The organism is Flavobacterium sp. N1736, from assembly GCF_025947065.1.
In the GTDB taxonomy this organism is placed as follows: Bacteria; Bacteroidota; Bacteroidia; order Flavobacteriales; family Flavobacteriaceae; genus Flavobacterium.
Window position 1 is genome coordinate 3,887,364 of record NZ_CP109994.1, and the last position, 25,458, is coordinate 3,912,821.

At 32.9% G+C, this 25,458-nt stretch carries 23 protein-coding genes and 1 tRNA gene; 11 read left to right on the forward strand and 13 right to left on the reverse strand.

Going from position 1 to position 25,458, the window contains the following annotated elements:
• Nucleotides 1-246 precede the first annotated feature (246 nt).
• Nucleotides 247-2,364: a glutamine--tRNA ligase/YqeY domain fusion protein gene (locus OLM54_RS16440; RefSeq protein ID WP_264535658.1), complete on the reverse strand. Its 2,118-nt coding sequence runs from the start codon at nucleotides 2,362-2,364 to the stop codon at nucleotides 247-249.
• Between the two features lie 131 nt (nucleotides 2,365-2,495).
• Between OLM54_RS16440 and OLM54_RS16445 the strand changes: the two genes are divergently transcribed.
• From OLM54_RS16445 to OLM54_RS16460, 4 genes are all read left to right on the forward strand, one after another.
• Nucleotides 2,496-2,714, forward strand: a complete 219-nt coding sequence (locus tag OLM54_RS16445; protein WP_264535659.1) for a hypothetical protein — start codon at nucleotides 2,496-2,498, stop codon at nucleotides 2,712-2,714.
• The gene (locus OLM54_RS16450) at nucleotides 2,715-3,011 is read left to right on the forward strand and encodes a hypothetical protein (protein ID WP_264535660.1); all 297 of its coding nucleotides are present in this window, start codon (nucleotides 2,715-2,717) and stop codon (nucleotides 3,009-3,011) included.
• 17 nt (nucleotides 3,012-3,028) lie between these two features.
• Nucleotides 3,029-3,388 carry a dihydroneopterin aldolase gene (gene folB, locus OLM54_RS16455; protein WP_264538576.1) on the forward strand — a complete coding sequence of 120 codons (360 nt, stop codon included), beginning with the start codon at nucleotides 3,029-3,031 and terminating at the stop codon, nucleotides 3,386-3,388.
• A 93-nt stretch (nucleotides 3,389-3,481) separates the two neighbouring features.
• A tRNA-Cys gene (locus tag OLM54_RS16460) sits at nucleotides 3,482-3,555 on the forward strand.
• 209 nt (nucleotides 3,556-3,764) lie between these two features.
• Here OLM54_RS16460 and OLM54_RS16465 read toward each other — a convergent pair.
• Genes OLM54_RS16465 through rnr form a run of 3 tightly spaced genes read right to left on the reverse strand, consistent with a single transcriptional unit; the run spans nucleotide 3,765 to nucleotide 7,330 of the window.
• Nucleotides 3,765-4,442 (reverse strand): LysE family translocator, encoded by a 678-nt coding sequence (locus OLM54_RS16465; protein WP_264535661.1) that lies wholly within the window; start codon nucleotides 4,440-4,442, stop codon nucleotides 3,765-3,767.
• A gap of 14 nt (nucleotides 4,443-4,456) precedes the next feature.
• Nucleotides 4,457-5,125, reverse strand: coding sequence for a head GIN domain-containing protein (locus OLM54_RS16470; protein WP_264535662.1), 669 nt, complete (start codon nucleotides 5,123-5,125; stop codon nucleotides 4,457-4,459).
• 24 nt (nucleotides 5,126-5,149) lie between these two features.
• Nucleotides 5,150-7,330: a ribonuclease R gene (rnr, locus tag OLM54_RS16475; RefSeq protein WP_264535663.1), complete on the reverse strand. Its 2,181-nt coding sequence runs from the start codon at nucleotides 7,328-7,330 to the stop codon at nucleotides 5,150-5,152.
• A gap of 173 nt (nucleotides 7,331-7,503) precedes the next feature.
• Here rnr and OLM54_RS16480 point away from each other — a divergent pair, with 173 nt between their 5' ends.
• From OLM54_RS16480 to OLM54_RS16490, 3 genes are all read left to right on the forward strand, one after another.
• Nucleotides 7,504-7,737, forward strand: a complete 234-nt coding sequence (locus OLM54_RS16480; protein WP_264535664.1) for a DUF2007 domain-containing protein — start codon at nucleotides 7,504-7,506, stop codon at nucleotides 7,735-7,737.
• Nucleotides 7,738-8,525: 788 nt separating this feature from the next.
• A complete protein-coding gene (gene rpiB, locus OLM54_RS16485) occupies nucleotides 8,526-8,957 on the forward strand; it encodes a ribose 5-phosphate isomerase B (RefSeq protein WP_264535665.1) in 432 nt (143 codons plus the stop codon).
• Nucleotides 8,958-9,183: 226 nt separating this feature from the next.
• Entirely contained in the window at nucleotides 9,184-10,326 is a 1,143-nt protein-coding gene (locus OLM54_RS16490; protein ID WP_264535666.1) for an ATP-binding protein, read from the forward strand.
• Here OLM54_RS16490 and OLM54_RS16495 read toward each other — a convergent pair.
• Nucleotides 10,309-10,578 (reverse strand): DUF1294 domain-containing protein, encoded by a 270-nt coding sequence (locus OLM54_RS16495; RefSeq protein WP_264535667.1) that lies wholly within the window; start codon nucleotides 10,576-10,578, stop codon nucleotides 10,309-10,311. The genes OLM54_RS16490 and OLM54_RS16495 overlap by 18 nt on opposite strands.
• A gap of 118 nt (nucleotides 10,579-10,696) precedes the next feature.
• Here OLM54_RS16495 and OLM54_RS16500 point away from each other — a divergent pair, with 118 nt between their 5' ends.
• Nucleotides 10,697-12,820 carry a Tex family protein gene (locus OLM54_RS16500; protein ID WP_264535668.1) on the forward strand — a complete coding sequence of 708 codons (2,124 nt, stop codon included), beginning with the start codon at nucleotides 10,697-10,699 and terminating at the stop codon, nucleotides 12,818-12,820.
• A 384-nt stretch (nucleotides 12,821-13,204) separates the two neighbouring features.
• On the opposite strand, the gene OLM54_RS16505 is transcribed toward OLM54_RS16500, so the two are convergent.
• From OLM54_RS16505 to OLM54_RS16540, 8 genes are all read right to left on the reverse strand, one after another.
• On the reverse strand, nucleotides 13,205-17,767 hold the full coding sequence (locus tag OLM54_RS16505) for an Ig-like domain-containing protein (RefSeq protein WP_264535669.1): 4,563 nt from the start codon (nucleotides 17,765-17,767) through the stop codon (nucleotides 13,205-13,207).
• Between the two features lie 27 nt (nucleotides 17,768-17,794).
• The gene (locus tag OLM54_RS16510) at nucleotides 17,795-18,094 is read right to left on the reverse strand and encodes a DUF6916 family protein (RefSeq protein ID WP_264535670.1); all 300 of its coding nucleotides are present in this window, start codon (nucleotides 18,092-18,094) and stop codon (nucleotides 17,795-17,797) included.
• A gap of 16 nt (nucleotides 18,095-18,110) precedes the next feature.
• Nucleotides 18,111-18,611 carry a GNAT family N-acetyltransferase gene (locus OLM54_RS16515; RefSeq protein WP_264535671.1) on the reverse strand — a complete coding sequence of 167 codons (501 nt, stop codon included), beginning with the start codon at nucleotides 18,609-18,611 and terminating at the stop codon, nucleotides 18,111-18,113.
• A 12-nt stretch (nucleotides 18,612-18,623) separates the two neighbouring features.
• A complete protein-coding gene (locus OLM54_RS16520) occupies nucleotides 18,624-19,145 on the reverse strand; it encodes a phage tail protein (protein ID WP_264535672.1) in 522 nt (173 codons plus the stop codon).
• Between the two features lie 51 nt (nucleotides 19,146-19,196).
• Nucleotides 19,197-19,703 (reverse strand): phage tail protein, encoded by a 507-nt coding sequence (locus OLM54_RS16525; RefSeq protein ID WP_264535673.1) that lies wholly within the window; start codon nucleotides 19,701-19,703, stop codon nucleotides 19,197-19,199.
• A gap of 22 nt (nucleotides 19,704-19,725) precedes the next feature.
• Nucleotides 19,726-20,235, reverse strand: coding sequence for a phage tail protein (locus tag OLM54_RS16530; protein ID WP_264535674.1), 510 nt, complete (start codon nucleotides 20,233-20,235; stop codon nucleotides 19,726-19,728).
• 41 nt (nucleotides 20,236-20,276) lie between these two features.
• Nucleotides 20,277-20,942: a hypothetical protein gene (locus OLM54_RS16535; protein ID WP_264535675.1), complete on the reverse strand. Its 666-nt coding sequence runs from the start codon at nucleotides 20,940-20,942 to the stop codon at nucleotides 20,277-20,279.
• Nucleotides 20,943-21,179: 237 nt separating this feature from the next.
• Entirely contained in the window at nucleotides 21,180-21,362 is a 183-nt protein-coding gene (locus OLM54_RS16540) for a twin-arginine translocase TatA/TatE family subunit (RefSeq protein ID WP_264535676.1), read from the reverse strand.
• 210 nt (nucleotides 21,363-21,572) lie between these two features.
• On the opposite strand from OLM54_RS16540, the gene OLM54_RS16545 reads away from it, so the two are divergent.
• From OLM54_RS16545 to OLM54_RS16555, 3 genes are all read left to right on the forward strand, one after another.
• Nucleotides 21,573-22,070: a peptidase gene (locus OLM54_RS16545; protein WP_264535677.1), complete on the forward strand. Its 498-nt coding sequence runs from the start codon at nucleotides 21,573-21,575 to the stop codon at nucleotides 22,068-22,070.
• A 10-nt stretch (nucleotides 22,071-22,080) separates the two neighbouring features.
• A complete protein-coding gene (locus OLM54_RS16550) occupies nucleotides 22,081-23,577 on the forward strand; it encodes a GH3 auxin-responsive promoter family protein (RefSeq protein WP_264535678.1) in 1,497 nt (498 codons plus the stop codon).
• Between the two features lie 193 nt (nucleotides 23,578-23,770).
• Nucleotides 23,771-25,450 (forward strand): DUF6909 family protein, encoded by a 1,680-nt coding sequence (locus OLM54_RS16555; RefSeq protein WP_264535679.1) that lies wholly within the window; start codon nucleotides 23,771-23,773, stop codon nucleotides 25,448-25,450.
• The last annotated feature ends 8 nt before the right edge of the window (nucleotides 25,451-25,458 follow it).

A 25,458-nucleotide genomic window follows, 5' to 3' on the forward strand; every position in this document is an offset into this window, starting at 1 on the left:
TAAACAAAACGTTGTTAATAAGCGTAAAACGGGAGTAAAATTACATCTAAAACTAAAATAAAGCGTTTTAAATAATCAATTTTAAAAAGATGATAATTGAGCTGGAAGAACTAAAATTTTCGCTTAAAATTAATTTATGAAGGTCACTTTTAATCTAAAATATTTATAAATTTAAGTATTTTGATAGAAAAAATAAATAATAAAAAAAGCGCTTATAAAAAGCGCTTTTCAATAGATTGTGATTATTTATATCTTCACCATTTCGGCTAGAATTTCAATTTCTCTTTCCGAAGCATTTTTTTGTGGATTTGAAAAAGATTTCAAAATATCGTCCTGAAATTGATTTCTCAAACTTTCATTTTCTAAATCTCTTAAATTTAAAAGTGCTTTTGATCGAACATAAGTTGATTCACTTCTCAAAGACATTGTATATAATTTCTTAATATCGTCTTCTTCAAAATCCGTAGATTTCCAATTCGAATATTTCAAAATAAATTGAGCAAATAACAATGAAGCTTTATTATTGTTGATATTCTTTTTTAATGAATTTTGTAATAAAGAAAAACTAGAAACATTTTTAATGCTCTCTCCTATCGCACTTTCAATTGCAATACGTTCCGGTTTACTCTCAACTTTAAAATATTTATTGATTTCCTTCAAAGAATTATTTATACTGTTTTCTTCTTTTTTGCCTTTTTCTTCCCAAGCATCTTTAAGTCCAACAGTTTTGTTAAATACTAATTTTGAAGCAGTTGAATCTTTATCAACAGTAAAATAACCCAAACGTTGAAACTGAAATTTCTCTTCATTTTGAGCTGTTGCTAAACTAGGTTCAACAAATCCTTTTACAATTTCTAATGAATTTGGATTCACAAAATCCAAGAAATTTTTCTCTTTATAACTGTCCGGCGCTTCATCTGTAAACAAACGATCGTACATACGAACTTCTGCCTCAACTGCATGCGGGATAGAAACCCAATGCAATGTTCCGGATACTTTTCTTTGGCTTGCCTCGGTCCCGCTTCCACTTAAAGAATCAGTATCATACGTTACATGAATTTCTGTAATATTTCCTTCTGAATCTTTTATAACACTTTCTCCTTTAATGATATACGCATTTTTAAGACGTACTTCTTTTCCTAAAGTCAAACGGAAAAATTTAGCCGGAGCTTCTTCTAAAAAGTCTTCTCTTTCTATGTATAATTCTCTGGAAAAAGGTACTTTTCTGAAACCTGCGTTCTCATCTTCCTGATTATTTTCAGCTTCCAACCACTCCTCTTTTCCTTCAGGATAATTTGTAATTACCAATTTTACAGGATCTAAAACAGCCATTACACGTGGTGCAATTTTGTTCAAATCTTCACGAATACAGAATTCTAAAACGGAAACATTGATCAAATTATCACGTTTTGCAATTCCGGTTGTATTGGCAAAATTACGTAAAGATGCAGCTGTATAACCACGTCTTCTTAACCCTGAAATCGTTGACATTCTTGGATCATCCCAACCGTTAACGTGCTTTTCTTTAACAAGTTGCTGTAATTTTCTTTTACTAACAACGGTATGCGAAAGATTACGTCTGGCAAATTCTCTTTGCTTTGGACGTATCTGATTTTCATCAATAATCTGGTCTAAAAACCAATCGTATAATTCGCGGTGTGGCAAAAATTCAAGTGTACAAAATGAATGTGAAATCTCTTCCAGATAATCACTTTGTCCGTGTGCCCAATCATACATTGGATAAATTTTCCAGCTATCTCCTGTTCTATGATGATGTTTATGCAAAATCCTGTACATGATAGGATCACGCATTAACATATTGGTAGATTTCATGTCAATTTTTGCACGAAGAATATGAGTTCCAGCCTCAAATTCACCGTTTTTCATTCTTTCGAATAAATCTAAATTTTCTTCTACAGAACGATTTCTGTATGGAGAATCTGTTCCGGTTGTAGACGGAGTTCCTTTTTGAATCGCCATATCTTCAGAAGATTGACTGTCAACATAAGCTTTATCTTTTTTAATTAATAAAACTGCCCAATCATACAATTGTTGAAAATAATCAGAAGCATAACGTTCTTCTGCCCAGGTATAACCCAACCATTCGACATCTTTTTTAATGGCGTCAACAAACTCCTGTTCTTCTTTTTCAGGATTCGTATCGTCAAAACGTAAATTTACAGGTGACTGATAATCAATACCTAAACCAAAATTTAGAGCAATAGAACTCGCGTGTCCGATATGCAAATAACCGTTTGGTTCTGGTGGAAAACGAAAATGAAGTTTAGTTTTAGAAAGACCTGATTTTAGATCTTCTTCTATGATTTGTTCAATAAAATTGAGTGATTTCTCTTCTGATGCCATTATTTTATAGTAATTTTAGCAAAGATAAAAAAGTTTACAGTTTTCGGTTTACAGTTTACAGTTTTCTTTAGAAACTTCGTAATAAACCCTAAACTTAATTTATTAGTATTTATGCTTAAATATTGAAAGTTATGAGACAATTAACTGTTACAATTCCAGATGATTTTTATGAAACTTTTATTAGTTTTTTTAAACATGTTCCAGATGTTTCTATTGATGAAAACACAGCGAATGAAATTCCGTTATGGCAGCAGGAAATGGTTTTAGATCGTATAAAAAACGCTAAACCAGAAGACTATATTAGTTGGGAAGAGTCTAAAAAAAGACTCAACGATAAATGGAATAAATAAATGTATGAAATAATTATTCTCCTACGAGCTGATTTAGAAGTAAATAAAACTGCTGAATATTATGAATCTTTATCTAATGGTTTGGGAACAAAATTCTTTAATGAATATCAAGAATATATAGAAACATTAAAGACATTTCCTTTTTTTGAAGAAAAGTACGATACTGTTCGTACTTTACCCTTAAAGAAATTTCCATACACAATCCATTTTACAGTTGATGAAAACAAAAAAATAGTTTCTGTACAAGCTGTAATATCCAATTACCAAGATCCAAACATTACAAGATTAAAATTATAAAAATGGGAGTTATAAAAATGGGAGTTATAAAATTAAAAAACATTCGCACTTTTTCGTACCACGGATGTTTAATCGAAGAAGGAAAAATAGGATCTGATTATACTGTCGATCTAAAAATTAAAACTAATTTACAAAAATCAGCAGATTCTGATCATCTTGCAGATACGGTTGATTATGTACATTTGAACAAAATTGTAACTGAAGAAATGGCAATTCGTTCGCATTTATTAGAGCATGTAGCCCAAAGAATCAATATTCGCGTTCTTGCTGAAATAGAAAGTATAGAAAAAACTACAGTTTGGGTTTCTAAAATAAATCCTCCTATTGGTGGTGATGTTGAAACAGTTACTATAAAAATGACTGAAAATAGAAAGTAATTTTTTTAATTAAAAAACTAATTTTTCAAAATACTTCATTTTAATCTTTTGAAATTTAAAGATTTTAGTTACTTTTGCCATCCGTTCAACTACGGCGTCGTGGCCGAGCGGCTAGGCTGGGCTCTGCAAAAGCTCCTACTCCGGTTCGAATCCGGACGATGCCTCCAAAAGAGATACAGAAATGTGTCTCTTTTTTTTATGCTTAATTTTTGTCCTTGCGAGGAACGAAGCAATCTCACTAATTGATCGACAAAGATTGTCGAAGTTCTAAGCGGAATTTCTTGTGTGATTTCTCCTTATGTCGAAATAACAAAATTGACATAAAAAAACCTCTCATTTTGAGAGGTTTAAATTTATATTTTTGAGTTATTAACAACTACTTTTCAATCTTCTCAAAAGCATTTCTAACCATTTCTTTTTCTTTTGGAAACCATCCCTGCGTTATTAAAACTACTCCAAAAACCATTAAAACAATACTAATTGCTTTTTTGATTTTAAGGATATTAGTTGGTGTCATTTTAGATTTTAATTGTTTGGCTAATAGTATTTTAATGCAATCTACAAGCAAATAAGTAATGATAACAGAAGTAAAAAAAGTAACCATTCTTGAGTTTTGCATTTCTAATTTTGGTCCGATTGAAATAATAACAGCCAGCCAAAAACCAAGAACTCCTATGTTAATAACGTTCAATAAAAAGCCTTTTATAAATAAACTGCCATAATTTCTTTTTATAATATCGCGATCAATTTCTTCGTCATCAATTTTTTCTTCATTTCTTAGTCTTACGAAAGAAATAATACCGTAAGCCAGCATAATGATTCCTCCAAAAATAAAAAGTGCCGGTTTATCTTTTAAACTCTGAATTAGCCTGTAACTTCCTAAATAGGCAATTGCTATAAAAAAAATATCACCTAATACTACACCAAGATCAAAGACTATAGCAGCTCTGAATCCTTTTGTAATACTGGTTTCAAGTAGTATAAAAAATACCGGACCTACCATAAAACTTAAAAAAAGTCCCCATGGCAGTCCAGCTAAAATATCATTTATCATTCAAATACAATTTGTTATTTAACCTCTTCAATCTTACCGCCAAGAACCGTTTTCTGATTGATTTGTTTTGGTTTTCCATAAATGTAAATAGAGCCTCCTGCGCTTACTTTTGCATCAACAAGAGTAGAAGCATTCACATCTGCTTTTCCTCCCGCAGAAACGCTTACTTTAGTTTGAGACGTACTTAATTTACTTGCTAACAAATAACCACCTGCTCCAAGACTTGCATCCTGATTAGAAGCTTTACCTGTTAAAGTGATTTCTCCGCCTGAAACTGAACTTACATTTAGTTTATCAACATCCAAATCTACATTAATTTTACCACCTTCCTGCGCACTAACTTTAAAAACTGTAGCTTTTATGGCATCTTTACTAGAAACATAAGCACCTTCGTTAACATCAATTAATTCTAAATGTTTATAATAAACCGTAATATCAAGATCATCTCCTGATAATAATTTAGGAAATGGCATTCTTAATTTTAACAAACCTTTCTTGTTAACAATTTCAACTTCTGCTTCTCGTGCTCCTTTTATAACAATCTTATTTTCTGATGACTGCACTAATTTTACACTTAATTTATCGAAAACTTTAACCGAATCAAAATCTCCTAATTCTTTTGTAACCTGGGCAAAAGACATTTGTGCAATTAATATTGCAGCTCCTACTAATAACTTTTTCATCACTTTATTTTTTAAATTCAACAATTATTCTGCTCTTCTTAAAAAATGAAAATCCAGTTGTTTTTTAACTAAATCAGCATTTTTTACTTTAACGTAAATTTCATCTCCTAATTGCAATATACTGTTTGAAGTCGCTCCAACTAAAGCATATTGTTTTTCATCGAACGTATAGTAATCATCTTTTATTTCTCTGATTCTTACCATTCCTTCACATTTGTTAGAAACAATTTCAACATAAATTCCCCATTCTGTAACTCCTGAAATAACTCCAAGAAATTCTTCATCCTGGTGATCCTGCATGTATTTAACCTGCATGTATTTAATACTATCTCTTTCAGCATTAGTCGCTAAACTTTCCATATTAGAACAATGCAGACATTTCGTTTCATAAACTTCATCATCTACAGAAGCTCCATTATCCAGATAATATTGCAGTAAACGATGTACCATAACATCGGGATAACGACGAATTGGCGAAGTAAAATGACTGTAATAATCAAAAGCTAAACCGTAATGACCAATGTTTTCTGTCGAATATTTGGCTTTACTCATACTTCTAATAGCAAGAGTATCAATTAAGTTTTGTTCTTTTTTACCGTTTACTTCTTCCATCAATGCATTCAAAGACTTTGAAATATCGCCTTTGTTACGGAAATCTATTTTATAACCAAATTTAGCAATTACGGTTTGCATCGCAATTAATTTATCTTCATTTGGTTCATCGTGAATCCTGTAAACAAAGGTTTTCTTTTGTTTTCCTATGTATTCAGCCACTTTTCTATTGGCCAAAAGCATGAATTCTTCGATCAAATGATTGGCATCTTTAGAGACTTTAAAGTAAACTCCTTCTGGTTCTCCTTCGGCATCTAAGTTGAATTTTACTTCTACTTTATCAAATGAAATAGCACCATTAGCCATTCTTTTCTTTCTTAGAATCTTAGCTAATTCATCTAATTTTAAAGTTGCATTTGTTATTTCATCAGAAACTGTATACGATTCTCCGGTAATTGAAACATCAACCGGAATTGTACTGTCTTTGGTTTCAATGATATATTGTGCTTCTTCATAAGCAAATCGCTGATCAGAATAAATTACTGTTCTCCCAAACCATTGATTAATAACCTGTGCATTTTCTGAAACTTCAAATATCGCTGAAAATGTATATTTCTCTTCCTGCGGACGTAACGAACATGCAAAATTAGACAATACTTCCGGAAGCATTGGCACTACTCTGTCTACTAAATAAACCGAAGTTGCTCTTTGATATGCTTCATCATCCAGGATTGTTCCTTCTTCAAGATAATACGAAACATCGGCAATGTGAATTCCAATTTCGTAGTTTCCGTTCTCTAACTTTTTGAAAGACAAGGCATCATCAAAATCTTTTGCATCTTTTGGATCTATCGTAAATGTAAGCGTATCACGCATATCACGACGTTTTGCAATCTCAGATTCCTGAATAGAGGTATCTATTTTTTGAGCAAAAACCTCTACTTCTACCGGAAAATCTGATGGTAAACCATATTCAGCCAGAATTGCATGAATCTCAGTATTGTGTTCTCCGGGTTTTCCTAAAACTCTGATCACAGATCCAAACGGACTATCAGCTCTTTTTGGCCAGTCTTCAATAGTAACTAAAACAACATCACCATTTTCTGCCTCTCCAATTTTATCTTTTGGAATAAAAATATCCGTATACATTTTAGGATTTGCGGTAGATACAAAAGCAAAATTTGCCTGAATATCTATTACGCCAACAAATTCAGTTTTGTTTCTTTCTATAACTTCAATTACTTCACCTTCAGGTCTTTTTCCTTTTCTTCTGTTATAGACGTAAACTTTTACTTTGTCTTTATCTAATGCACGATTCAAATTATTGGTTGGAATAAAAACATCTTCTGAAAAATCCGGACAAATAAAATATGCCGTTTTTCTGCTCGTCATATCAATTGTTCCTTCGTAATAATCCTGACTTTCAGCTTTTACTAAATATTTACCGGGTTCAGATTCTATAATTTTTTTTGCAGCAGCCAGAATTTTTAAATCTTTTATTATTTCATTTCTGCTTTTTGTATCGTCAAGTTCAAGCTTTGCTCCTATCTGTTTATAATTGAATGCTTTATTAGGGCTTTGCGATAAAATTTTCATTATTTTACTCGAGAAATCGCTCTCTTTTTTTATCGGCTTTCTAATTTTCTTACTCATATATCTTTTCTTAAAAAGTTAAAATTACAAATAAGATATCAGATTATAGATTTTAACAAATAAATTATTAAAAATATAACTTTCAAAAATAGATCTTTATTGGTTTTCAAAAGTCATTTGTAATTCTCATATTTAAGTAATGCTCATTTCGTATCTTTATAAAAAGACACTTTATGGAAAGCTTTAAAACCATCGCTATCTTCAATTATCAGCATGAAACCGTTGTTCTGAAACACTTATTAGATCAGGAAGAAATTCCGTATTATTTTGAAAACGAAATGACACTTTCTGTCGTTCCCATGTATACTTCGGCTCTGGGTGGAATCAAACTTAGAATTCATCCCAACGATTTCGAAAGAGTTCAGCAAATTCTTGACGATCTCAATAATCCACTTCAAATCGTTTAAAAGAGTTTCTTTTTTTTCATTCTAAAAATTTTTTTTCTCTTTTCAAATTTTAAAGTTGTCAACATATATTAAATACAACAAAAAAGAAATTTTAAATTTAATTAATTTTTGATGGTTATTATAGCTTGTTAATATGTCGAATAAATTTATTTTTAAATGTATTGAAATGAAGTTTTCTTTAGTTATCGGGAGTTATCAACATACTTATATTTTGTTAAGTGATTAATTTATAAGACTTTTTGTATTTTAATTAACAACGGTTGACAACCAAAAATGAGTTCATTTTGTAGATAACTTGATAACTTGATTTTTGTTGAAAATGGCATTTTTGATATTGATAACTTTTCTAAAAATTCATCAAACTTTATTAGGATTTTTAATTCCAATTTTGGATTAGGTTTTTTTTCGACACAACCAAAAAAAACTTCTAATATTCTATCTGAACTTATCAACAAATAATGTTAATTTAAAGTTAACTGAATATCAACGAATTAGGTTTTAGTATTAACATTCTAAAATTTTAACAAAAAGATTATTTATTTCTAATTGATAATCAGATTCTTATATAGATATCAAGATTGTTGATAAGTGTTAAGGATTTGATATGAAGCTAGTTGTAAAAGAAGGTTCTTTTGCTAAGAATTTCGCGAATGTACATCAATTATACTGATTTGTTAAATTGTTTTTTAAAGTTTTAAAAAAGAAAAAATTAGTGAAAATTGATGTAATTCGTGGCAAACATTTATTAATTGAGTAAATTTGCAAAACACAACTTAATAGTATTTAAAATGAAAATTTCGATAGGAAACGACCACGCAGGACCGGATTATAAAAAAGCAATTGTTACAATGCTGAAAGCAAAAGGATATGAAGTAACAAATTACGGAACAGATTCTGAAGATTCTGTTGATTATCCTGATTTTGGACATCCGGTGGCGAATGATGTATCTGAAGGAAAAGCCGATTTTGGAATTGTTATCTGCGGAAGCGGAAACGGAATTGCAATGACGGTTAACAAACACCCGAAAGTAAGAGCTGGTTTATGCTGGACTAAAGAAATCGCTTATTTGACACGTTTGCATAATGATGCTAATATTGTAAGTATTCCGGCGCGTTTTACATCGATTCCGCAAGCGGTAGAAATTGTTGAAACGTTTTTAGCAACTGCTTTTGAAGGTGGAAGACACCAAAACAGAGTGAATAAAATTGCTTGTCAGTAAAAAGTCAAAAAAAATCGGGTGCTTCGCACCAATATAAATAACAAGCCGGGCGAATTTTTAAAAATTCATCCGGCTTTTTTAGTTTATGAATAAAATTCCTGATATAATCACCAAATTAACGTTAATTGAAGTAATGTACTGACTGAATTAATGTTAATTTGATCAACGTACTGACTGAATTAACGTTTTTTAGATATATTTGTATTCTGATTCTGATTTTAATAGAATGAAAACATATTTAAAAAGAGCCGTAGTTCAGGAGTTTGAAAAAAAGATATTACCTAATAAAGTTCTTATTTTATTAGGAGCACGACGTGTTGGTAAAACAGAATTAATCAAAAATTATTTAAAAACAATTTCAACAGGAAGTTATTTACAACTTAACGGGGAAGATATTAATGATATAAATTTATTAAAGGAGCGTTCTATTGCTAATTATAAAAGACTTTTATCAGGTATTGATTTACTGGTAATTGATGAAGCTCAAAATGTTCCGGAGATTGGACAAATCCTTAAATTGATTGTAGATTCTATTGATGGAATTAAAATTATTGCCACAGGATCTTCGATGTTTGATTTAAGTAATAAACTTGGTGAACCATTAGTAGGTAGAAAAAATACAATTTACTTGTTTCCTTTGGCTCAAATGGAATTTTCGGAAAAAGAAAATTACAAACAAACGGTTGAAAATTTGGAAGAAAGGCTTCTTTTTGGAGGATATCCGGAATTGATTCAATATGAAACCTGGGAGGAAAAAAAAGATTATATTTTTGAAATTATCAATTCTTATTTATTAAAGGATATTTTGGTTTTTGAAGGAATTAAACATGCTGATAAAATCTATGATTTATTGCGTTTGATTTCCTATCAACTCGGAAAAGAAGTTTCGATACAAGAATTAGCGAATCAGTTACAACTCTCAAAAAATACGGTTGCGAACTATTTGGATTTACTTTCAAAAGTATTTATCCTCTTTAAAATAGAAGGTTTTAGCCGAAATCTGCGTAAGGAAATTGTAAAATCAAGCCGATGGTATTTTTATGATAACGGAATTAGAAATGCGATTATAAATAATTTCAACACCTTAGATTTAAGAAATGATGTTGGTGATTTATGGGAGAACTATTTGGCAGCAGAAAGGATAAAAAAACAGCATTATAAAAAGATAAAAACCAATAATTATTTTTGGCGTACTTATGATCAGCAAGAGTTGGATTGGCTGGAAGAAATAGGAGATAAGCTGGAAGGATTTGAGTTTAAATGGAACGAAAAGAAAAAAGTAAAAATTCCAACCGCATTTGCCAAAGCTTATCCCGAAGCTGATTTTACTGTTATAAGCAAAGATAATTATTTAGATTTTATCAGTTAATTTTAGATAAATCAATACAATTTGAAATATAAAAATGAGTGAAAACTTTATAATAAAAGAAGATTTACTCGTTTTATGTCTAAACAGAAGCATTGCTAACAATAAACCAATTGTTCCGCCAATAGCTGCCATAGTAAAAAGAGTATTTTCAGGAATTCTGTGCTTTTTATTTATTGCCAAATATTTGTCATATCCAGCTGCGACAAAGGTTACAAGATTTATGATTAAAAAATATACTAATAAAACTTCCATTGGCTTAAAATTAAAAACAAAGATATTATTTTAGCGAAGTGATTGACGACTTTATAAACATAGTTTTTAAAGATAAAACGGAATCATTTTCTAAGTAAGAAATTATTATATTATAAATATGACTAATATTCAATTCATTGCCAAGACTGTTCAAACAGCAGCGATTAACATTCAAAACACGGTAAAATTATTAGAGGAAGATTGTACGATTCCGTTCATTTCCCGTTACCGAAAAGATACAACCGGAAATCTTGATGAAGTTCAGATTGAGCAAATTGCCAAGCTTCAAAAAGATTACGAAACGATTGTAAAACGTAAAGAAGCAGTTCTGAAATCTATTGAAGAACAAAAATCGCTTACGCCGGAATTGAAGCAAAAAATTGAGCAAAGTTTTGACTTACAAGAAATTGAAGATTTTTATCTTCCATACAAAAAGAAGAAAAAAACAAAAGCAGATGTGGCGCGCGAATTTGGCTTAGAACCTTTGGCAAAAATTATCATATCTGAAAATGATGTTGATGTCGATTTTATTTCGACGCAATATTTAAATGAAAATGTTATTAATGAAGAAGCTGCAATGCAAGGCGCAAGAGATATTGTAGCCGAATGGATTAATGAGAATATTTATGTTCGTAAACAATTGCGACGACTATTTCAGCGAAAAGCAACGATAGGAACTAAAGTTGTAAAAAAGAAAGCCGAAGAAGAAGGAGCTCAAAAATTCAGTCAGTATTTTGATTGGGAAGAACCTTTAACAAAAGCGCCTTCACATCGATTATTAGCAATGCTTCGTGCAGAAAATGAAGGTTTTGTGAAGATGAAAGTTGATGTTGATATTGATGAAGCTTATGATGTTATTGATGAAATAATCATTAAAAAACAAAATAATACAACAGCACATTTGCAATTAGCAATTGAAGATAGTTATAAACGATTATTGAATCCGGCAATTGGAAATGAAACCTTGCAGGAAGCAAAAGCAAAAGCTGATGCAAACTCCATTCAGGTTTTTGCAAACAATTTAGGGCAATTATTATTGGCGCCGCCTTTGGGTGAAAAACGAATTCTGGCCATTGATCCGGGATTTAGAAGCGGTTGTAAAGTGGTTTGTCTGGACGAAAAAGGCGATTTATTATACAATGAAACGATTTATCCGCATGCACCTCAAAATGAGGAAGCAATGGCAATAAAAAAAATCCGTTCTATGGTAAATGCGTATCAAATTGATGCGATTTCTATTGGAAATGGAACGGCTTCGAGAGAAACGGAATTTTTCATAAAAAAAATCGCGTTCGACAAACCGCTTCAGGTTTTTATTGTTTCTGAGGCTGGAGCTTCGGTATATTCGGCTTCAAAAATTGCGCGTGAAGAATTTCCTAATTATGATGTAACCGTTCGTGGTTCGGTTTCTATTGGAAGACGACTTTCAGATCCTTTGGCCGAATTGGTAAAAATTGACCCAAAAGCAATTGGAGTAGGACAATATCAACACGATGTTGATCAAACCAAATTAAAAGAAGAATTAGACAGCACTGTAATTCGCTGCGTGAACTCGGTTGGAATCAATATCAACACGGCGAGTAAACATTTACTAAGTTACGTGAGCGGAATAGGAGAGAAGCTGGCAGAGAACATTGTACAATATCGTTCAGAAAATGGCCCTTTTGAAGATAGAAAACAGCTAAAAAAAGTGCCTCGCCTAGGCGAGAAGGCGTATCAGCAAGGCGCGGCTTTTATTCGAATTTCGAATGCTAAAAATCCGCTGGATAATTCGGCAGTACATCCGGAAGCATATCCTGTTGTAGAGAAAATGGCGAAAGATTTAAATCTTTCGGTAAACGACTTAATTGCAAACAAAGAGAAAACCGCTTTGATTAAGGCTGAAAAATATATTACACCCGAAATTGGTTTACTTACACTTAAAGACATCATTAAAGAGCTTGAAAAGCCGGGATTAGATCCAAGAAAGTCGGCTAAGGTTTTTGAATTTGATGCGAACGTAAAATCTATCAAAGATTTGAGAACCGGAATGATTTTACCGGGAATTGTGAATAACATTACCAATTTCGGCTGCTTTGTTGATATCGGAATCAAAGAAAGTGGTTTGGTTCACATTTCACAATTAAAAGCCGGTTTTGTAAGCGATGTAAACGAAGTGGTAAAACTGCACCAGCACGTTGATGTGAAAGTAACGGAAGTTGATGAAGACAGAAAAAGAATTCAATTGACGATGGTACTTTAGAACTAAATTCCAAGAAAAAAAATCAAAATTCCAATGCATTGGAATTTTTGAAATAAAAAAACTCCCAAACAACAATCGTCGTTTGGGAGTTTTTATTTTTAGGATTATTTCAAAATTACTTTTTTAGTAATACTTCCCGAAGGAGAAATTACAGAAATAGTTGATTGCTGAGATGCATTAATTGTGATTCGATGATCGCCCGGATTTCGAAAAAGCGTGACACTAGATTTTTGAGATACAAAAATGCAATACTTAATAAAAGTAGGTTTTTCATAGTATTAATATTTATTTGATTTAGGGACTCTAAAAATAAGAATTTTTAGATATAAAAAAAATCCCAAACTACAATTGTAGTTTGGGATTTTGAAAATCTTTAAAAAGAAATTATTTTTTTATGATGAACTTTTCCGCTTTTATTTTGGAATCGCCAGCACTTTTAATAAAATAAATTCCTTCTGATATATTCTCCATATTGATGGTATTAATTGTATTTTCATTTAAATGAACCAATTGAATAATTTTTCCGGATTGATCTATTATGCTATAATTTCCTCCATTTGCAGTAACAATATTTATTATTCCATTGCTAGGATTAGGATAAAGTTTAAATTCATTTGGTTTGAATTGACCAACTGCCAAACTTGTTATTGTAACACAATCGGAAGCAATTGTACATTCGCCAACTGTAATTTCAACTTTATAGTCGCCAGCCGTTAAAGGTGTGTAAGACTGATTTGTTTCGTTTGAAAGCAACGTATTTGGGCATTTGTACCATTGATATGTGGCCCCTAAATGATTTGATGTTAGTATTCCTGAATTTAAACTTACAGCTTTATCAATTGCTGATAAATTGTTTATTGTTAAATCTAAAATTTTAGTATCACAACCATTTACATACGAATATGTTCCGGAAACGGTGTATGTAACACCATTAACTGCCCAGTAATAGCTGTCGCATGCTGCAATTTTTTCAGTAGCTGACGTTTCTGGCGTAATTGTAAGGTTTAAAGTCTTGGTATCGCATCCTACAGTATAAGAATATGTTCCTGTTGTCGAATAAGTTGCATCGGCTAATGGCCAATAATAACTTCCACAAGCAGTTTGAGTTTCAGTAGCTGATGTTGCAGGCGTAATGGTAAGGTTTAAAGTTTTGGTATCACAGCCTACGGTTTTTGTTTTGATTCCCGAAGTTGTATAGGTGTTTCCGTCTACTGCCCAAAAATAACTATCACAAGCAACCTGCGTTTCCGAAGATGAAGTTGATGGTGTTATGGTAAGGTTTAAAGTTTTGGTATCACAGCCTGTGGTTTTTGTTTTAATTCCCGACGTTGTATACGTTTTACCATCTACTGCCCAATAATAACTGTCACAAGCAACCTGAGTTTCCGAAGATGATGTTGATGGTGTTATAGTAAGGTTTAGAGTTTTGGTATCGCATCCTACGGTTTTTGTTTTAATTCCCGAAGTTGTATAGGTGTTTCCGTCTACCGCCCAAAAATAACTGTCGCAAGCAACCTGAGTTTCCGAAGATGATGTTGATGGTGTTATGGTAAGGTTTAAAGTTTTAGTATCACATCCTACGGTTTTTGTTTTGATTCCCGACGTTGTATAGGTGTTTCCATCTACCGCCCAAAAATAACTGTCACAAGCAACCTGAGTTTCCGAAGAAGATGTTGATGGCGTTATGGTAAGGTTTAGAGTTTTGGTATCACAACCTACGGTTTTTGTTTTAATTCCCGACGTTGTATAGGTGTTTCCATCTACCGCCCAAAAATAACTACCACAAGCAACCTGCGTTTCCGAAGAAGATGTTGATGGTGTTATGGTAAGGTTTAAAGTTTTGGTATCGCATCCTACTGTTTTTGTTTTGATTCCCGAAGTTGTATAGGTGTTTCCATCTACCGCCCAAAAATAACTATCACAAGCAACCTGCGTTTCTGAAGATGATGTCGATGGAGTTCCTGTAACTGTTTTTACCAGTAATCTGTCGCTTGCACAATATGCAGCTTCACAGGCTACACAATACGTTGTATTGTTTGCTGTAGGCGTTGCTGTTGCTGTTGATCCTGTTGCAAAACTGCTGCCTCCGGTTAATGCGGTATACCATGTCGCTGTTGTACCAAGCGGACAAGTAGCGTTTAATGTTACTGCGGTACTGCCTAAGCACGGAATATTTTCTGTCGTAGTTGTAACGGTTGCGTTACCGGGTTTGATCGACGTTGTTGTAATATTTGAATTTACAGTCGCAAAATTAGTTCCGCTTACAGCTGCCTGATTCGTAACAGCACATGTATTTGCCGGCAATGAAGCAGCCGCATTTATTGTTGCACTGAAAGTTATTACAGTACTTTTTCCGCTGGCTAAAATAAATGGACCAACAGAAATTGTTTCTCCTGATGTTGTTTTTGCAGTGCTGTTTCCTCCGGCAGATTTGTTGGTAATGTTAGTAATTTCGTTATTACTTTGGCTTTCTGCAATTGGTGTAGTTTCTTCAGTTTCTTTTTGAGGTACCATTTTTGAAGCTGATCCATTAGAAGGAGTTGCAACTGTTCCTGAAACAATTGTTCCGCCGCCTAATTCATCTTTCGCAGTTCTTGTTGATGCCGAATTGTTTGCATTCCAGAAAGCAGTAAGTGCTGCAGATCTGTCGCCTGATCCAGCTGCAAGAGCAGTTGCACCTTGTAATATTACTTTATTTAAAGGGCCATAAGCCAAAACATCAAAAGTTGCTGTACCAAGATTAACTGTGGCATTAGTTATATTATTACCAATGTTCGCAGCACTTATTAGCGAAGAGCCTGCAACTGTTCCTACAGAAACTACCCCAACATGCGCATATGAACTTGGAACGACATTAATATTATTATTTTTTATAGTGGCATCCATTCTGGCACTACTAGTCGCTAAATTATTATCATTAGCTTCAGAAACAATACCATAGTTATTGACATTGGTAATGATATTATTTAATATTTCTGTAATATGTTTGGCATTTCCATAAGCCGCTACAGAAATACCATTAGACACAGATCCAGCTCCGCCACCGTCTATAGTATTAAAATTTATTCTTCCATTCATAGTTCCTGTATCCTGATTTCCAACATTACAGGTAAATGAACCGGTGAAACTTGATTTTATAGTATTGTTTATGATATTATAATTAACTATTGCTGCTGAATTTCCCTGAAGTGATAAACCATTACTTCCGGGACTTGCTGCTGCATTTATAATATTTCCGTCAGCAAGAGTATTTCCGCCAACCTGAACAGTATTTGTTGAGGAACCGCCAAAATTTAGTACTAAACCATAATTTTTTGCATTAGAAAAATCATTTCCTTTTAAAACTAAAGTATTATTTGAAGCTCCATAGCCTTCAAATATAAAATTACTGTCACCATTATTTTTATCAAAAGCATTTTTAAACTGAGACCCTGTTACCGTTACATTAGAAGTCCCGTAATCATTATGGGCATAAAATCCGCGACCCCATGAATCATTAACTTTTGTATTGGTTATTGTAGAAGTTCCGGTTAGATTTGTTGCGTAGATACCACCAGTTTCTGAACCGTTAATATTGTTTCCGCAATTACTTAAAACACTATTCGTTAATTCAAAATTATTTACATCATCTAGTTTAATTCCAAAAAGCCCGGCATTTGTAAAATTCATGTTTTTTAATGAAATATTTGTACATGAAGCAAATTTGGCACCAATTAATCCATTGGTAATATTTTGAATTGTTCCTCCAGATCCTGCAGTAGTACCAGTTCCTGTAACCTGAAAAGAACCCGGGATATTATTTATAACTATTCCGCCTGCACCGCCATTTGCAGAAACACTTTGAAAAATACAATCTATAGAATTTCCTCCATTAATGTTTACTGCAATTGCACTTCCTCCGGTAATAGAAGCATTTCTTACTTTTAAATTTCCAACACTTGTCCCGGTTATATCTGAAGATAAAATGACTGCTTGAATATCATTATTTGCTTTAAGAGAAATCGAAGAAAAAGTTGGATTTGTACCACCAGTTGTTGGTAAAACATTACTGTAAGATGGAACAGTAAGATTTAATATCGTTGCCAAACTAGCTGTTGCTCCCTGACCAATTACTTTTTGATTGTCTGATAAGGCTAATGTTGTACCACTATTAGCAGCTCCTGTGTAAATAAAAACAGGATTTGACCCCATTCCGGTTGCATTTTGTACTAATTTAAAAGGGCTTAATAAAGTTCCCGTTCCGTTTGTGGCAGCCGAACTGTTTATAAAATATATTGGTGCCGAAATTGTAACGGTTACTGTTGCAGTATCTGTTTTTCCGTTGGTACTTGTTAGTGTATACGTAAAAGTATCTGTACCGGAATAACCCGCTGTTGGGTTGTAGGTAAAAGATCCGTTAGAAGATATAGCTGCAACTCCATGACTTCCATTTGCTAAAATAGCGGCAGTCAATGCAGTTCCGTCAGGGCTAACATCATTTGCCAATATACCCTGGGCTGTGTTTAATGTTATTCCAACATTTCCGATACAATTATAAGCATCATTTACCGCAACTGGAGTAGCTTTAAGAGAACCCGGTACCAAAGTTAGATTAGAATCTAAAATATCCTGAAAAGTAGTTCCCGTAGCATCAGTTCCCGTATTATTGATAGTAATAGTAAAATCAAGTTGTGAACCCGGTTTTGCATTTCCTCCTCCGTTTACAGCAACAGCATTAGTAACACTAATAGTTGCTGCTACAGCTGCAGCGTTAACACTTGCTTCTTTTTTTACCGGAGCCTGATTATTCTTGTTAGGATTTATCTTAGCAACAATTTGTTTCTCAACTTCTGCTACCTGTTTTATAAATGGCGTAACAACATTTTCCTTAATAACATTATTATATGACATTCCGAATGTTAGGAATCCCATTAAGATTATAACAATTAAGAGTTTGTTTTTTTTCATTTTTTTTACTTTAATGAGTTAGCATTATTAAGAAAATATAGCTTCGTATTTCATGCCCACACTGTCAAAACCTAATGGAGAAAGAAACAAATCTAAATTGCCTTTTTGAGGATGAATAATTGTAAAAATACCTTGTTGGTAATACTCGTTTTTTTGTTCAGTACGAAAAACTATTGAAAAAGGACTCCTTTCCAAAGGAGAATAATTATTCAGCTTTGTTAGTTCAATTAACTCCGCATCAAGTTGAATTTCATCCGATATTTTAATCGTGAATGCTTTGTTTAAGAATGCGCTAAAATCATTTAAAGTAAGTAAAGCTATATCCATACATTATATTTTGTCGTTAATTTCTTTGCGGACTCCATTCCATGAGATGATAAACACCATTTGTCTCGCTAATTTTCGTAAATCCTAATCTTTTATATAATTCCATAGCAGGATTAAAACTTTCAACATGAATAGTAACATTCATATTTGTTTTTGCTGCTTTTTCCAGTATTTCTTTTAAAATTGAACTGCCAATATTTTTTCCACGCCAATCTGGCAATAGCGTAATATCAATAATTCGGATTCCCTTTTTTTCAAAAAAGAAATCAACATATAATCTTCCAACAGTGGTATTATCTTTTTCAACGATATAAAACTTAGCGCCTATATAATTTTTTTGATAATATTCATGCTGAGCCGAAAACTGATGTTCAATAAAAATATTCTTTTGTTCATCGCTCCAGTCTGTTCCTTTTTCTAATTCTTCGGTACGTGTACTGCCGTATATTTTGCACAGAACAGGCAAATCGCTTTCGTGTATATCACGAAGCGTAATATTTTGTATATCTAAATTCAAAGCAATTATTTATTAACTTCTTGGAGGAAAAATTCCCTGAAGAGCAATACAAAAAGACATAGTCAAATAAGGCATCATATTGTTATGAGGCTGACCACCTCCTGTAGGAGCGAGCGAATTAACATCCATAAGTGCTTCCGCTCCCGGAAGATCTGTAGAATAAATTTTTACAGGATTGCCTCGGCCTAAACTATTGTTTGTTGGAGTAGTAGATTGCGAATTTAAGCTCGCAGCCATTAGTGTATGAGTATGAGAAGGTATTTCTGATTCCAGTAAAGTTACAGTATCAGAACCGCCTGTTTCACCTAAATCATGCAATGACAATCCTGGTCCCTGACCTGGATGCATTGGTGTTCTTCCCTGCAAATCAGGTAAAGCAAAAGTTGATTTTCCATTGCCACCATAATTTGTACCTAATAAGGAAAAAAGAGCGGTGTTTTGAGATAAAGGTAAAATTTGTCCATCACAAAATGCCCAGCCCTTAGGAGCAAAGTTGAATGAAAATATGCGTATTTCGGCCACAAATGGATCCATAATATTTTATTTAATTTCTTATTAAAATTTTTAAGAACACTGTATTTAATTTTATGTTGGTGATGGAAATATCCCAAATAAGGATATTATAAAATTTATACATAAATAAGGTTGAAAATTGGTATGAGGCTGACTGCCGCCATCTGGTACAATTGCAGTATTATTTAATGCTACAGTTGGAGCACTTAGAGAATATATTTTACTTCCTGTTGCAGTGGTACTTAGAACAGCATCGGCAGGATTACCGGTATTGGCAATATCTGTTGTTGCTGTTAAAGGATGCGAATGACTGGGAATCTGGTTAACTGTTAAATTCACTTCTTCAACACCGCCGTTTTCAGCCAATATAAAGCCATTGCCATTATGTAAAGGAACACGACCGCGCATATCAGGCAGCCCAAAAGTGCTTTCTGCATCACCGCCATAAGTAGTTCCAATTAAGTTGAATAATGTTTCATTCTCTGAAATCGGCAGTAATTGTCCTTCGCAAAATGCCCATCCTGCAGGAGCAAAATTTCCGGCAAACATTCTGATTTCACCAACGTACGGTTGTGCCATAATTGTAGTTTTTTATAAATTATTAAGTAGGTGAAGGAAAATATCCTATTAGAGCAATACAAAAATTCAATGTTAAAAAAGGCTGCATATTTAAATGTGCCTGACTACCGCCAATGTTTGTAATTGATCCGGAATTCATTGCCGTAAAGTTTTTACCAGTGTTATTATACACTTGGTTAGGAGCTGTATTTGCTAATACAGTTGAATTTGAAGGAATGTTTGTAGTTACAGCCTGATTAATAACTTTTAATCCATGAGTATGAGTTGGTAATTCAGCTATACTTATTGTATGGGCCTGTTCACCACCTTTTTCACCAAGATTATGACCATTTCCACCATGTATGGGAATTCTTCCGCGTAAATCCGGCAAACCAAAAGTAGTTTGTCCATTACCGCCAAAAGTAGTTCCCAATAATGAAAATAAAGCCTGGTTTTGGTTTATAGGTAAAAATTGTCCATTGCACATTGCCCAGCCTTTTGGTGCAAAGTTGAAAGACATAATTCGGGTTTCAGCTAAAAATGGTTCTGCCATAATGAAACTATTTTATATGTTTGTTTTTTGAAGTTGGTTAGTTAAACTAAAACAGAATTAACAACTAAACTATGTTTAGAAATTATTTCCTTTTGATATACAACAGTATTTCCTTCTTTTATAATAATTTTTGTTGCCGTATTTTCAGGAGACAGTATTGTTTTTAGGTAAACGCTGCCTTTTTGAGTCATAAAACCATACGGTTCCAATTGTGTAGAAGCTGCAGGAAACAAATAGTGTGATAAATTTACATTGCTGTTATGCATTTGTAATTCTTCCATCGCTACAGTTATTGCTTCTAAATCAAATCCTGATAATGATTTTAATGATTTCCATTCTCCATTAGCATTTTTTCCAAAACACAACAAAACGTCATCTAACTTTCCGGCGCCATCAACATGAAGATGTATTGGAAACATTTTTAGACGATTCTCATCAGAACTATAACAGAAATTGTCGGAAGACTGATAACCTGTTTTTTGCCAATTTACAATTGCTTTATTATAACAGTCCGAAAGAGCTTTATCTAAAAGAAAAGCATTCGAAATACTTGATTTAGAAAATTTCGATAGAATATTTTTTTCTTCCTTATCCGAATCTGAAAAACCGGTAAAAGCATTTTGACCCAAAAGAGATCCACAAAAGAGCGTTGTGGCACCTACAAATCCAACATTTTTAATAAAATTTCTGCGAGTTAAATCTGTCATATTCAAAGCTTTTTAATAAAAATTTAATTGAATGTACTGAAAACAAGCTCAGAAACTAGAAAAATTATAAATTTTTGTTAAAACGTACAATAATATTTACTTTTTAGAGTTGTTCCGGTTTTTTTCTAAGAAAAGGTAGACATCAAAAGTGTATTCAAAGTAAAATTTGGACATAAAAAAAATCCCAAACAACAATCTTACAATTGTTGTTTGGGATTTTTAATAAGTTGAAGGATATTATTTAATTTCTTCCTCTTCTTTTTTTACAGCAGGACCAGGTTGATCGTCTTTAGCAGCGTTTTTAAATTCCTTAATTCCGCTTCCTAAACCTTTCATTAATTCTGGAATTTTTTTACCTCCAAAAAGTAATATCACAATACCTACTATAACAAGGATTTCTGTAAGACCTAATCTTCCCATGGTTGTATATTTAATGCCGAAGCAAATTAATTCTTAATTTTGATGCAAAGTTATATAGAATATACGAAGAACAAGTGCTTTTGGATTAAAAATTTATTTTTTAAGAGCGTTAAATATTTTATAAAATCATTAAATTAATACGCCATTCCATTTTTGTCCGTTATTAACAAAGACGATTAATTATTATATTTGCGAGTATATCCAACAACAATGGCAAGGAAAAAACGGAATTTAAGAAAAAAATTATACACCAAAAACAGATTGGTAATTTTAAATGAAGATACCTTTGAGGAGATATTTTCATTTAAATTAACCCTAATGAACGTCTTTGTTGTTTTTTCATTGGGCGGAATATTCTTAATATTAGTAACCACTTTTATTATTGCCTTTACACCATTGCGGGAATTTATTCCGGGATATTCTTCCACACAATTAAAAAAGAATGCCACACAATTGGCCATAAAATCAGATTCATTAGCTGTAGCTTTAAAGAAAAATGAAGCGTATATAAATGGAATTCAAAAAGTATTAAGAGGCGAATTAGAATACGCAAAATTTAATAAAGACTCCATTTTATCCGAAACCGAAGAAACCCCACATCTTGATATGAGAGCTTCTGAAGAAGAAATTAAATTGCGGGAAGAAGTAGATACCATAGAGCATCCAACTAAGAAAACGGGAAGTAAAAATAAAAAAGCCAAAAAATAACCACCATAAAATGTCAATTAAATCAATAGCAGCAAAATTATTTGCCGGTAAAATATATCATCAAACACTGGCTTGGTCCAATAAACCTGTTGAAACTCAATTGGCAGTATTTGAGAGTTTAATCAAAAATGCAAAAAACACAGCATTTGGCGTTGATCATCATTTTGACAAAATAAAAACATACGAAGATTTCACAAAAAATGTTCCCGTTCGAGATTACGAAGACTTAAAAACCTACATCGACAAAGTTAGAACAGGAGAAAAAGATATTCTCTGGAAAGGGAAACCGCTTTATTTTGCCAAAACATCAGGAACAACATCCGGAGCAAAATATATTCCGTTAACCAAAGAATCAATGCCAACGCACATAAATGCTGCCCGAAATGCGATTCTGCATTATATTAATGAAACCGGAAATGCTGATTTTGTTGATGGAAAAATGATTTTTTTGCAGGGAAGTCCAATTTTGACTGAAAAATACGGAATTAGATTTGGAAGACTTTCCGGAATTGTGGCACATTTTGTTCCTAAATATTTGCAGAAAAACCGAATGCCTTCTTGGGAAACCAATTGTATTGAAGACTGGGATACAAAAGTAAATGCAATTGTTGACGAAACGATAAAAGAAGACATGTCCGTTATTTCAGGAATTCCAGCCTGGGTACAAATGTATTTTGAGCGTTTACAGGAAAAAAGCGGCGGAAAAAAGATAAGCGAGATTTTCAGAAATTTTAATTTGTTTATTTACGGCGGCGTTAATTATGAACCGTATCGCGCCAAGTTTGAACAAATGATAGGCAAAAAAGTCGACAGTATTGAGTTATTTCCCGCTTCTGAAGGATTTTTTGCGTATCAGTCCCGAAATTTCGGGATCAAAAATGAAGAAGGAATGTTGCTGCTTTTGAACTCAGGGATTTTCTACGAATTCATTAAAACCGATGAATTCTTTACAGAAAATCCAAAAAGATATACAATTGGAGAAGTAGAAATGGGCGTAAATTATGCTTTGATTATTTCGACAAATGCCGGACTTTGGGGTTATAATATTGGTGATACAGTTCAGTTTACGTCCTTGTTTCCGCATCGTATCATTGTTTCCGGCAGGATTAAACATTTTATTTCTGCATTTGGCGAACACGTTATTGCCAATGAAGTCGAAAAAGCGATGAAAGAAGCAACAGAAGCAACAAAAACAGTTATAAGCGAATTTACAGTGGCACCACAAATTAATCCGTCAAGCGGATTGCCTTATCACGAATGGTTTGTAGAATTTGAAAATGAACCCGAAAATATGGAATCGTTTCAGGAAGCAATTGACGATTCGATGCGAAAACAAAACATTTATTATGATGATTTAATCACCGGAAATGTTTTAAGAAAAGTAGTGGTAACCAAAGTTTCTAAAAATGGATTTCAGGATTATATGAAATCACAAGGAAAATTAGGTGGACAAAATAAAATTCCGAGGTTATCAAATAATAGAGATATTGCAGATAATTTGAAATAGAAAACTTTAAATAAAATCCTCTCCATAAGTTTTTAATTTGCAGAAAATAAATTACTTACTATAAAATTATATTCTAATAACAGTTTAGTAATAGTGATGTTTTGCAGACTTAACATTTTTAATTCCTATTTTCGCCTAAATAAATAATACTCAGATAAATCTTCTATAGTTGAAGATTTTTAAAATAAAAAGCATGAAAGAAACCAAACATATATCAAGATCAAGAGCACAGGAATCATCTGCGGCGATTGAAAAAATGTACATTACAATGCGCCACTTATTCAACCGTGGTTTTTATAAACCAATGGGGGTTTCAGGCGATAGTCTGCGCGAATCATTATTGGCATTACGTCCGGAAATTTACGGAAATATAGGCGAAGAAAAAGTTGAACTTAATGGGCTTTTGTACGTTATAGAGCGTCTTCCGATAGGAATTGAACAATGCCGTTTTATAAATTTAACTTCGGATGAAGGATATTCTAAATCACATTTTCAGGCAATTGTTCCTCCAAAAAGAAGAAGAAATTGTTACCGAATTGATGAGGAACAAATGAATGTTGAAATCACGCGTGGACGTTCAGATATTTACGATATCTTGACGCATTTGACTTTTATTTTTATCGAATCGCATAAAATAAAAAACAGAGTTTTATTAGATGATGGCGGCGAAGTTTCGCGCGACTGGATGAAATTAGAACAAGCTGTATTGCAGACTAAAAAGCTTTCTCAAATAGAAAAAGAAAAAGCAATCTCGCATGTTGCCAACATTTTAGGCAGAACATTTGAAGAAGTTTTAGATATTTATGATGCTTTTGGATCTGAAAATGCTCCGGACCGTTTTCTGCATGTTATTTATTGGTTAGGAAAATTAGCGATCGAAGAAATGATCGATAATAATAAGCGTACTATTACTTTTAGTCCCGTTTTAAGAGAGCGCCTTGGACATCATATTCATGGCGAAATCTGGGCAACAAATATCAAGGAAGTTTTAAAAGCGAATAATCTTTTAAAACGTCCAATTCATGTAATAAGTGCCAATATGCACAGTGTCATGAATTCGATTTTTGCAACGCCGTTGTTAAAAACAAAATTCAAAGACAAATCTGATTTCTTTATTTATGAAGAATTAAGTAAATCGGGCGCTAAAGAAGTTAGGGCGCAAGTTGAAGAACTGGCGTTGAAAAACGGAATGATTTCATTACCGGACAGTTCAGGAACGAATATCGATGTTCAGATTTTTGACACAGCCAAAATTGACTGGTCAAAAACGACATTTTCGTATGCGAATATTGACGAAGAAAAACCTGTAATCATTGTAATGGATTATGCATTTGGTGAACAGGCTTACGAAACAATCGACGAGCTTTTAAAACCGTATAAAAAAGACACTTTACTAAATGTAAAATCGGTTTCGATAATGGGAAAAGCCGGAATTCTGGAAGGTGGAAAAGGAGATATTATGATTCCGACGGCACATATAAATGAAGGAACAGCAGATAATTATTTCTTCGAAAACGAATTGACAGGCGCCATGTTTGAAGGAAATGACATTGCAGTTTTTGAAGGCGCAATGGTAACCGTTTTAGGAACATCATTGCAAAACAGAGATTTGTTGAAATTCTTTCACGAGTCCACGTGGGGTGTAATTGGTCTTGAAATGGAAGGATCTTATTATCAAAAAGCAATTCAGTCAGCATCAAAAATCAGAAAAAGCGTTCCGCATGATATTAAAGTACGTTATGCTTATTATGCATCAGATAATCCTTTAGAAACCGGAAGCACACTGGCTTCAGGCGGATTAGGAACCACTGGTGTAAAACCAACCTATTTGATTACTATTAAAATTTTGGAACAAATTTTCAACGTAAAATAAAAACATAA

Coding starts and splice junctions, on each gene's coding strand:
- OLM54_RS16440 (WP_264535658.1), bottom strand. CDS start 2,364: ATGGCATCAGAAGAGAAATCACTCAATTTTATTGAACAAATCATAGAA.
- OLM54_RS16445 (WP_264535659.1), top strand. CDS start 2,496: ATGAGACAATTAACTGTTACAATTCCAGATGATTTTTATGAAACTTTT.
- OLM54_RS16450 (WP_264535660.1), top strand. CDS start 2,715: ATGTATGAAATAATTATTCTCCTACGAGCTGATTTAGAAGTAAATAAA.
- folB (WP_264538576.1), top strand. CDS start 3,029: ATGGGAGTTATAAAATTAAAAAACATTCGCACTTTTTCGTACCACGGA.
- OLM54_RS16465 (WP_264535661.1), bottom strand. CDS start 4,442: ATGATAAATGATATTTTAGCTGGACTGCCATGGGGACTTTTTTTAAGT.
- OLM54_RS16470 (WP_264535662.1), bottom strand. CDS start 5,125: ATGAAAAAGTTATTAGTAGGAGCTGCAATATTAATTGCACAAATGTCT.
- rnr (WP_264535663.1), bottom strand. CDS start 7,330: ATGAGTAAGAAAATTAGAAAGCCGATAAAAAAAGAGAGCGATTTCTCG.
- OLM54_RS16480 (WP_264535664.1), top strand. CDS start 7,504: ATGGAAAGCTTTAAAACCATCGCTATCTTCAATTATCAGCATGAAACC.
- rpiB (WP_264535665.1), top strand. CDS start 8,526: ATGAAAATTTCGATAGGAAACGACCACGCAGGACCGGATTATAAAAAA.
- OLM54_RS16490 (WP_264535666.1), top strand. CDS start 9,184: ATGAAAACATATTTAAAAAGAGCCGTAGTTCAGGAGTTTGAAAAAAAG.
- OLM54_RS16495 (WP_264535667.1), bottom strand. CDS start 10,578: ATGGAAGTTTTATTAGTATATTTTTTAATCATAAATCTTGTAACCTTT.
- OLM54_RS16500 (WP_264535668.1), top strand. CDS start 10,697: ATGACTAATATTCAATTCATTGCCAAGACTGTTCAAACAGCAGCGATT.
- OLM54_RS16505 (WP_264535669.1), bottom strand. CDS start 17,767: ATGAAAAAAAACAAACTCTTAATTGTTATAATCTTAATGGGATTCCTA.
- OLM54_RS16510 (WP_264535670.1), bottom strand. CDS start 18,094: ATGGATATAGCTTTACTTACTTTAAATGATTTTAGCGCATTCTTAAAC.
- OLM54_RS16520 (WP_264535672.1), bottom strand. CDS start 19,145: ATGGATCCATTTGTGGCCGAAATACGCATATTTTCATTCAACTTTGCT.
- OLM54_RS16525 (WP_264535673.1), bottom strand. CDS start 19,703: ATGGCACAACCGTACGTTGGTGAAATCAGAATGTTTGCCGGAAATTTT.
- OLM54_RS16530 (WP_264535674.1), bottom strand. CDS start 20,235: ATGGCAGAACCATTTTTAGCTGAAACCCGAATTATGTCTTTCAACTTT.
- OLM54_RS16535 (WP_264535675.1), bottom strand. CDS start 20,942: ATGACAGATTTAACTCGCAGAAATTTTATTAAAAATGTTGGATTTGTA.
- OLM54_RS16540 (WP_264535676.1), bottom strand. CDS start 21,362: ATGGGAAGATTAGGTCTTACAGAAATCCTTGTTATAGTAGGTATTGTG.
- OLM54_RS16545 (WP_264535677.1), top strand. CDS start 21,573: ATGGCAAGGAAAAAACGGAATTTAAGAAAAAAATTATACACCAAAAAC.
- OLM54_RS16550 (WP_264535678.1), top strand. CDS start 22,081: ATGTCAATTAAATCAATAGCAGCAAAATTATTTGCCGGTAAAATATAT.
- OLM54_RS16555 (WP_264535679.1), top strand. CDS start 23,771: ATGAAAGAAACCAAACATATATCAAGATCAAGAGCACAGGAATCATCT.